This is a genomic window from Mediterranea sp. ET5 (assembly GCF_023337025.1).
Taxonomy (GTDB): Bacteria; Bacteroidota; Bacteroidia; order Bacteroidales; family Bacteroidaceae; genus Phocaeicola_A.
On record NZ_JAMBLN010000023.1, the window covers coordinates 42664 to 48881 of the forward strand.

At 52.4% G+C, this 6218-nt stretch carries 7 protein-coding genes; 1 reads left to right on the top strand and 6 read right to left on the bottom strand.

Translation table 11 applies throughout. The annotated features are described in order from the left end of the window. Positions 1–43 precede the first annotated feature (43 nt). From M3087_RS12510 to M3087_RS12535, 6 genes are all read right to left on the bottom strand, one after another. Positions 44–793, bottom strand: a complete 750-nt coding sequence (locus M3087_RS12510; RefSeq protein WP_249096241.1) for a hypothetical protein — start codon at positions 791–793, stop codon at positions 44–46. A gap of 94 nt (positions 794–887) precedes the next feature. Beyond that, on the bottom strand, positions 888–1202 hold the full coding sequence (locus M3087_RS12515; protein ID WP_022384762.1) for a hypothetical protein: 315 nt from the start codon (positions 1200–1202) through the stop codon (positions 888–890). 168 nt (positions 1203–1370) lie between these two features. Further along, positions 1371–2261, bottom strand: coding sequence for a glycosyltransferase (locus M3087_RS12520; RefSeq protein WP_022384763.1), 891 nt, complete (start codon positions 2259–2261; stop codon positions 1371–1373). Between the two features lie 38 nt (positions 2262–2299). Next, positions 2300–3283, bottom strand: coding sequence for a ribonuclease III (gene rnc, locus M3087_RS12525; protein WP_249096243.1), 984 nt, complete (start codon positions 3281–3283; stop codon positions 2300–2302). Positions 3284–3293: 10 nt separating this feature from the next. Next, positions 3294–4556, bottom strand: a complete 1263-nt coding sequence (gene fabF / locus M3087_RS12530) for a beta-ketoacyl-ACP synthase II (protein WP_022384765.1) — start codon at positions 4554–4556, stop codon at positions 3294–3296. 4 nt (positions 4557–4560) lie between these two features. Beyond that, complete coding sequence (locus M3087_RS12535) at positions 4561–4797, bottom strand: acyl carrier protein (protein ID WP_022384766.1); 237 nt, start codon at positions 4795–4797, stop codon at positions 4561–4563. A gap of 152 nt (positions 4798–4949) precedes the next feature. On the opposite strand from M3087_RS12535, the gene purN reads away from it, so the two are divergent. After that, complete coding sequence (gene purN, locus M3087_RS12540; RefSeq protein WP_249096249.1) at positions 4950–5531, top strand: phosphoribosylglycinamide formyltransferase; 582 nt, start codon at positions 4950–4952, stop codon at positions 5529–5531. The last annotated feature ends 687 nt before the right edge of the window (positions 5532–6218 follow it).

Sequence of the window (6218 nt, forward strand, 5' to 3'; positions counted from 1 at the left end):
TGGAAGTTCCGTCTTCGAAAGGTTTATCTGTGATAAAAGCAGGTTATAAGCCGGTAGGGAATTGGTTGTCTACCTCGAAGACTACGCCGTTCATCACGAAGGTTTTGCTCGCGGGACTGTAGGTGAGGATGCAGGGAGCGGTCTTTTCCATCTCGGAGAGTTGGATGCTGCTCAAATCGGGGAGGAAGCAGTTGATTTTGTAGGTACATACAATCCGGTTCCCTTTAATCTTGCCGGCATACACCGTGTTGCCGGAATGGCTTATGCGCCCGTCTTCATAGACAGAGGAGCTTTCTTCGTTGATGAACACCCACCCGTCCCGTTTCTCAAAGGAAAGGAATATCAGCTCGTGCTTGATATCGCGGTTCCTGTAGGTCTTCCTCAGGACCAGTGAGTTGATGGGAGGAGTCGGTTGGAACGTGATTGGGAAGTCGCTGCGCTGGTAGGTCATCACTTTGGTTGCGGGGTTGTATGTCAGGGTTGCTTCCACCTGCTCGTTGGGGGAACCGTAGCGCCAACTGAACGTCTTGACCTTTGCGTTGTTCCCTTGCAGGGACAGGACTTGGGTGATTACCCAGACGTCCGAATTGAATTCATTCTCACTTTGCAGATAGCCGTAGGAAGCGGCGGACTTGTCCGGGGTCTTCAATGACTTCCCGTAGAGGTCAATGTACAGGGCGTGGTATTCGTCCGTTGTGTCTTTTTCCCAGAAACCTTTGAAAGGCTTTCCTTGTGCGAATGCGAACGAGAGCGACAGGGAAAGCAGCATGAACAGTGTAAGGATACGTCTCATGGTAAATGTGGGTGTTAAATGTGAATGAATGTCAGGCAAGCCGGTAAGCCCAGTGTGCAGACCGACTTGCCCGGAATGGAGGAGGAAGAATGACTCAGGATGCCGCCACAAGTGCAACCAGTGAGCCGACGAGTACGATGAGGATGATGAGTCCCAGCAAGCTGATGCACAGACCGGCAATGGCCAGTCCGCGTGGTACACGGAATACGCCGATGGCGGAGAAGATGAGTCCCAGCAGCCAGAGAATCCAGTCAAGTACAGGAATCCAGCACAGGAACAATGCCACAAGCGACAGGACAAAGCCTGCTGTACCGATGCCGTTCGACTTTTTTTGCGGTTCTTGTTGCACAATCACGGTCTGTTGTACGGGCTGTTGTGCGGATTGTTGCCCGTTTTCTAAAGTGTCCATAATGTAAAGTTTTTAAATTGTGTTCTCTCTAAAGGAATGATGGCTCTCTCTCACAGGGGCTTTCAGTGAAGCGATAGTGCGACACTGTACGCTGCATATCGTCGAAGCCTGTCCAAAGATATGCATATTATTTGAAACGTTGTATGGATTCTTTAAGAAAAAAGCAGGTTATAGTTTCCCCAGCCGTTCGTGGATGCCGTCGAGGTACATCCGCCAGAAGCGGGGGATGTCACGCCAGCTGTAGGCCTTCGTGAAGGGGGCGGTGAAGAAGGCGAGGAAGATGTATCCGAGGGTCTCCTGCAGGGGGCGGAGGTAGCGGATGAGGAAGTTCTTGCCGTAGTGGTGGTTGAAGTAGGCTCCGTTGCGCACCTGGTAGAACCGTTTCCACTTCTTCTTGCGTTGCCTTTCCGCCCAGGTGTCGTTGTTGTAGAAGCGTTCCTTGTACATGAGCGCGTTGGGGACGTAGAGTACCTGGAGTCCTGCCAGCACGGCCCGGTAGGCATAGTCGGTGTCGTCGTAGAAGATGAAGAGGTCCTTGTTGGGATAGCCGATGCGCTCGATGGTCGACCGCTTGATGAGCGGACCCTCGAACACCATGCCCTGGATGGAGACCAGGTGGCAGATGTAGGGCTCGACCTTGTCCAGGTGGAGCGATGAGAACGGGTCTATCAGGTTGAGGTACCTGCATTCGGTGACGAACACCTCCTCTCCCATGATGCGTCGCGGGCAGAGGATACCGACGCCGTGCATGTCGGCATCGATGAGGAAGTTCAGGCAGTCCGGCCGGGGACAGACGTCGTCGTCCATGCACCATATCCAGTCGCTGCCGCCCTCGTAGGCAGCCTTCATGCCGGTATAGAACCCGCCCGAGCCGCCGACGTTGTCCTGGTGGATGACCTCCAGGTCGGCCTGCGTGTCGAGCCATTCGGTGGTGCCGTCGGTGCTCCCGTTGTTGACCACGATGATGTGGGTCACGAGGGGAGTCATGCGGACGTAGTCGAGGGTTTTCTGCAACAGTACGAGGCGGTTGAATGTCACGATGACGGCGGTTACTTTCATGGCTGCAAGGGGTGTTTGGGGTTAGTGGATGGGGTTTGTCAGCTTCTGGCTTCGCGGAACGCCTGCTCTTCGGCTTCGGCAATGATGCGTTCCACCTCGTCGAGGTTCGGACGGGAGATGGGGGTAAGCTTGTCGTCGGAAGTGCTGTCGTGCGTCTCCTCCTCTTCTGCCGGGTCCTCGGTATAGACGGTCACTGGGTCTTCGTTGAGGATGACGGCTGCCGTGTCGGACACTTCGACGGTGACACTGCGTGCCTTCTTGGCGGCAAAGACCGCGTCGATGAACTCGGAGTCCTTCTTCAGTCGTCCGAGTGCCTGCTTGGCAGCTGCCTGCTGGCTCTCTTTCTTCGAGTATCCGGTGCCGCTTCCGCCGACGATGCCTTCCAGCAGGACATCCGACTGGAAGACGGGGCTGCTCACATCCTGCGTCTGTTCCACCAGACGGAACTCCAGCTCGACCTTGTTCTTCTGCGACCACTCGATGAGTTTCGACTTGAAGTTGACCTCCTTGTAGGCGACCTTGTCGATGTTGATGAGCTTGTGGAGGATGCGTTCCTGCATGAAGCGCATGCAGGCGTCATAGCCCCGGTCGAGGTAGATGGCGCCGATGAGTGCCTCGAAGGCGTTGCCACACATGTAGCTGTTGTGGTTGCTGGAGTGGGTGGAGTAGGTGATGAGCTTGTCCAGCCCGATTTCCACGGCAATCTTGTTGAGCGTCTCCCGCTGTACGATTTTCGAGCGCGTGTTGGTCAGGAAGCCCTCGCGTTTGCCTTCGAAGTGCTTGTAGACGACGTCCGCGACGATGGCATCGAGGATGGCGTCGCCCAGGAACTCCAGGCGTTCGTTGTTGAGCTTGTAGCCCTTGGCGCTGCGGACGGTCGAAGACTTGTGGAGCAGTGCCTCCTTGTAGTAGCTGATCGTGCGCGGATAGAAGCCCAGGATGCGGTACAAAGCAAAATAAGACTCCCTTTCCTTGGAGAAAAGGAGCCTTATTCTATATAATATAGTAATTCTCTGAAACACTGATAGCTTCTTATTCGGCGTATTTCTTAACGATTATACATGCATTGTGTCCGCCGAAGCCGAATGTGTTCGACAGGGCGGCATTGACCGTACGTTTCTGAGCCTTGTTGAACGTGAAGTTCAGGTTGTAGTCGATCTCCTCGTCGTTGTCACCCTCGGTGTGGTTGATGGTCGGAGGAACAATGTCGTTCTTCACGGCCAATACGCTGGCAAGTGCTTCGACGGCTCCGGCAGCTCCGAGGAGGTGTCCGGTCATTGACTTGGTCGAACTGATGTTCAGCTTGTAGGCATGTTCGCCGAAGAGCGCCTTGATGGCTTTCACCTCAGAGATGTCGCCCACGGGGGTCGATGTGCCGTGTACGTTGATGTAGTCGATGTCTTCAGGTTTCATCTCTGCATCCTCGAGTGCGTTCATCATCACCAGCTTCGCGCCCAGTCCTTCGGGGTGGGATGCAGTCAGGTGGTGTGCGTCGGCACTCATGCCCACGCCGGCAACCTCGGCATAGATTTTGGCACCGCGTGCCTTGGCATGTTCCAGTTCTTCGAGAATCAGACAGCCGGCACCTTCGCCCATCACGAATCCGTCACGGCTTGCGCTGAACGGACGGCTGGCACCCTGCGGGTCATCGTTGCGGGTCGAGAGGGCATGCATGGCATTGAAACCACCCACGCCGCACGGGAAGATGGCAGCTTCGGCACCACCGGAAACGATGACGTTCGCCTTGCCCAGACGGATCAGGTTGAAGGCGTCAGCCAGTGCGTTGGTCGAGGAGGCGCAAGCTGAAGAGGTCACGTAGTTGGGACCGTGGAATCCGTACATGATGGAGATTTGTCCGGCACAGATGTCGGCAATCATCTTCGGGATGAAGAAGGGGTTGTACTTGGGTCCCTGGTCTTTATGAAGTGCATAGTTTCCGGTCTCTTCCTCAAAGGTGTGCATGCCACCGATGCCGACACCGAAAATCACACCGATACGGTTCAAGTCTTCTTTCTCCACATCAAGCCCTGAATCCGTCACGGCCTCCTTGGCGGCCACGATGGCATACTGGGTGTAAAGGTCCATCTTGCGTGCTTCCTTCCGGTCGATGAAATCGTTCGGGTTAAAGTTTTTCACTTCACACGCAAACTGGGTCTTGAAGAGTGATGCGTCGAAATGAGTAATAGGTCCTGCCCCACTCACTCCGTTCACCAGGTTCTCCCATGTTTCGGGAGCGGTGTTACCTACGGGAGTCAGTGCGCCAAGACCTGTTACTACTACTCTTTTTAATTCCATAAAATTACTTCGCGTTAGCTTCGATGTAAGAAACGGCGTCACCTACGGTAGTAATCTTTTCTGCTTGGTCATCAGGAATTGAGATACCGAATTCCTTTTCGAATTCCATGATCAATTCTACAGTGTCCAATGAATCGGCTCCAAGGTCGTTTGTGAAGCTAGCTTCGTTAGTTACTTCCGATTCTTCAACGCCCAATTTATCAACGATAATTGCTTTTACTCTTGATGCGATTTCAGACATAATTTTACGATTTAAATTAATACTTTGTTGTTATTTCCTTATTTTTGCGGTGCAAAGAAAGAAAGATTTATCATTATGAGCAAATAATTAACTGATTAATTGCACTTGCTTTGCACAAATTTCACGCATCTGTGCACTAAATTAGGATATATATGCAGAAAAACATTGCCATTTTTGCTTCGGGTTCGGGTACGAACGCCGAAAACATCATCCGCTACTTTCAGGGAAACAAGACCATAAGGGTTTCTCTTGTGGTGTCAAACAAACCCGATGCTTTCGTGCTCCAGCGGGCGGAACGGCTGGGGGTACCGACGTGTATCCTGACGCGTGAGCAGTTTGCCCGGGGCGGAGAGGTCGTGGAGTTGTTGCGCGGACGGGGCATCGACTTCATCGTGCTGGCAGGGTTCCTGTTGCGTGTACCCGACGAGTTGCTTCAGGCTTATCCGCAGCGGATTGTCAACATCCATCCCGCCTTGCTGCCGAAGTATGGAGGCAAGGGGATGTACGGCGACCGGGTACACCAGGCGGTGGTTGCTGCGGGCGAGCGCGAAAGCGGCATCACTATACATTATATAGATGAGCACTACGACGAGGGGACGACCCTCTTCCAGGCAACGTGTCCCGTGGAGCCGGACGATACCCCCGAGCAGGTGGCACAGAAGGTGCATGCGCTGGAGTATGAACACTATCCGAAGGTCATCGAGCGTATCCTTCTCGGACAGGAGGCAGACTGACGATTTGCTGCCTTTCCTTCGTTTTTGCTTGACGGAGAGTTGTAAATAGCAGGTTTTCTCTAACCTGTTTTTTGCGACTCTCCGTCATTCTAGCATTCAATGGTTAATTGCGATTAACGGTTGAGGCTAAAACAGTTCTTCTATTTTAGGTTTATAAACACTTTCGATCCGAAAAACTTACATTCTAACGCTCAAACAATATTGTTTCACTCGTCAAACACTTGTGTTTGGTTCCTCAAACAATATTGTTTCACGCCCCAAACAATATTGTTTCATCCGGGAAAGTCCAATCTTTGGAACGTAAAGGTAAAATGTTTTGATTCTCATTCGCTGGAAGACGGAATGGGACTTCAATTTGTGCTGTGATAAAAAGTGTCTTCTCCTGCTGTACGGATAAGCGGAAGGAAACAGATGTACGCTAAATATTGTCTGGATGAAAGGAAAATCTCATTGATAGCATCAACATGTATTTCACGAATCTCCTGAGAATGCCTTCTTTTGCCACCGACTCGTCCCCCCCCGGGTCGAAAAATGCGATTCTGGAAGGCTTCCGCAGAACAAAATGTCAGAGCTGGAGGGGAAATTGACAATGTGTCACGAGGGGGGGAGGGTTCTGTCTTATCAGGCTTAGATGTCTCTATGTCCCAATAAAGATGGCATGGATGGGGTGGTTGATTTTTTCTTATT

Excerpts from the sequence above, each read along its gene's own strand:
- fabF (WP_022384765.1), bottom strand. The coding sequence starts at position 4,556 with ATGGAATTAAAAAGAGTAGTAGTAACAGGTCTTGGCGCACTGACTCCC.
- M3087_RS12515 (WP_022384762.1), bottom strand. The coding sequence starts at position 1,202 with ATGGACACTTTAGAAAACGGGCAACAATCCGCACAACAGCCCGTACAA.
- M3087_RS12510 (WP_249096241.1), bottom strand. The coding sequence starts at position 793 with ATGAGACGTATCCTTACACTGTTCATGCTGCTTTCCCTGTCGCTCTCG.
- purN (WP_249096249.1), top strand. The coding sequence starts at position 4,950 with ATGCAGAAAAACATTGCCATTTTTGCTTCGGGTTCGGGTACGAACGCC.
- M3087_RS12520 (WP_022384763.1), bottom strand. The coding sequence starts at position 2,261 with ATGAAAGTAACCGCCGTCATCGTGACATTCAACCGCCTCGTACTGTTG.
- M3087_RS12535 (WP_022384766.1), bottom strand. The coding sequence starts at position 4,797 with ATGTCTGAAATCGCATCAAGAGTAAAAGCAATTATCGTTGATAAATTG.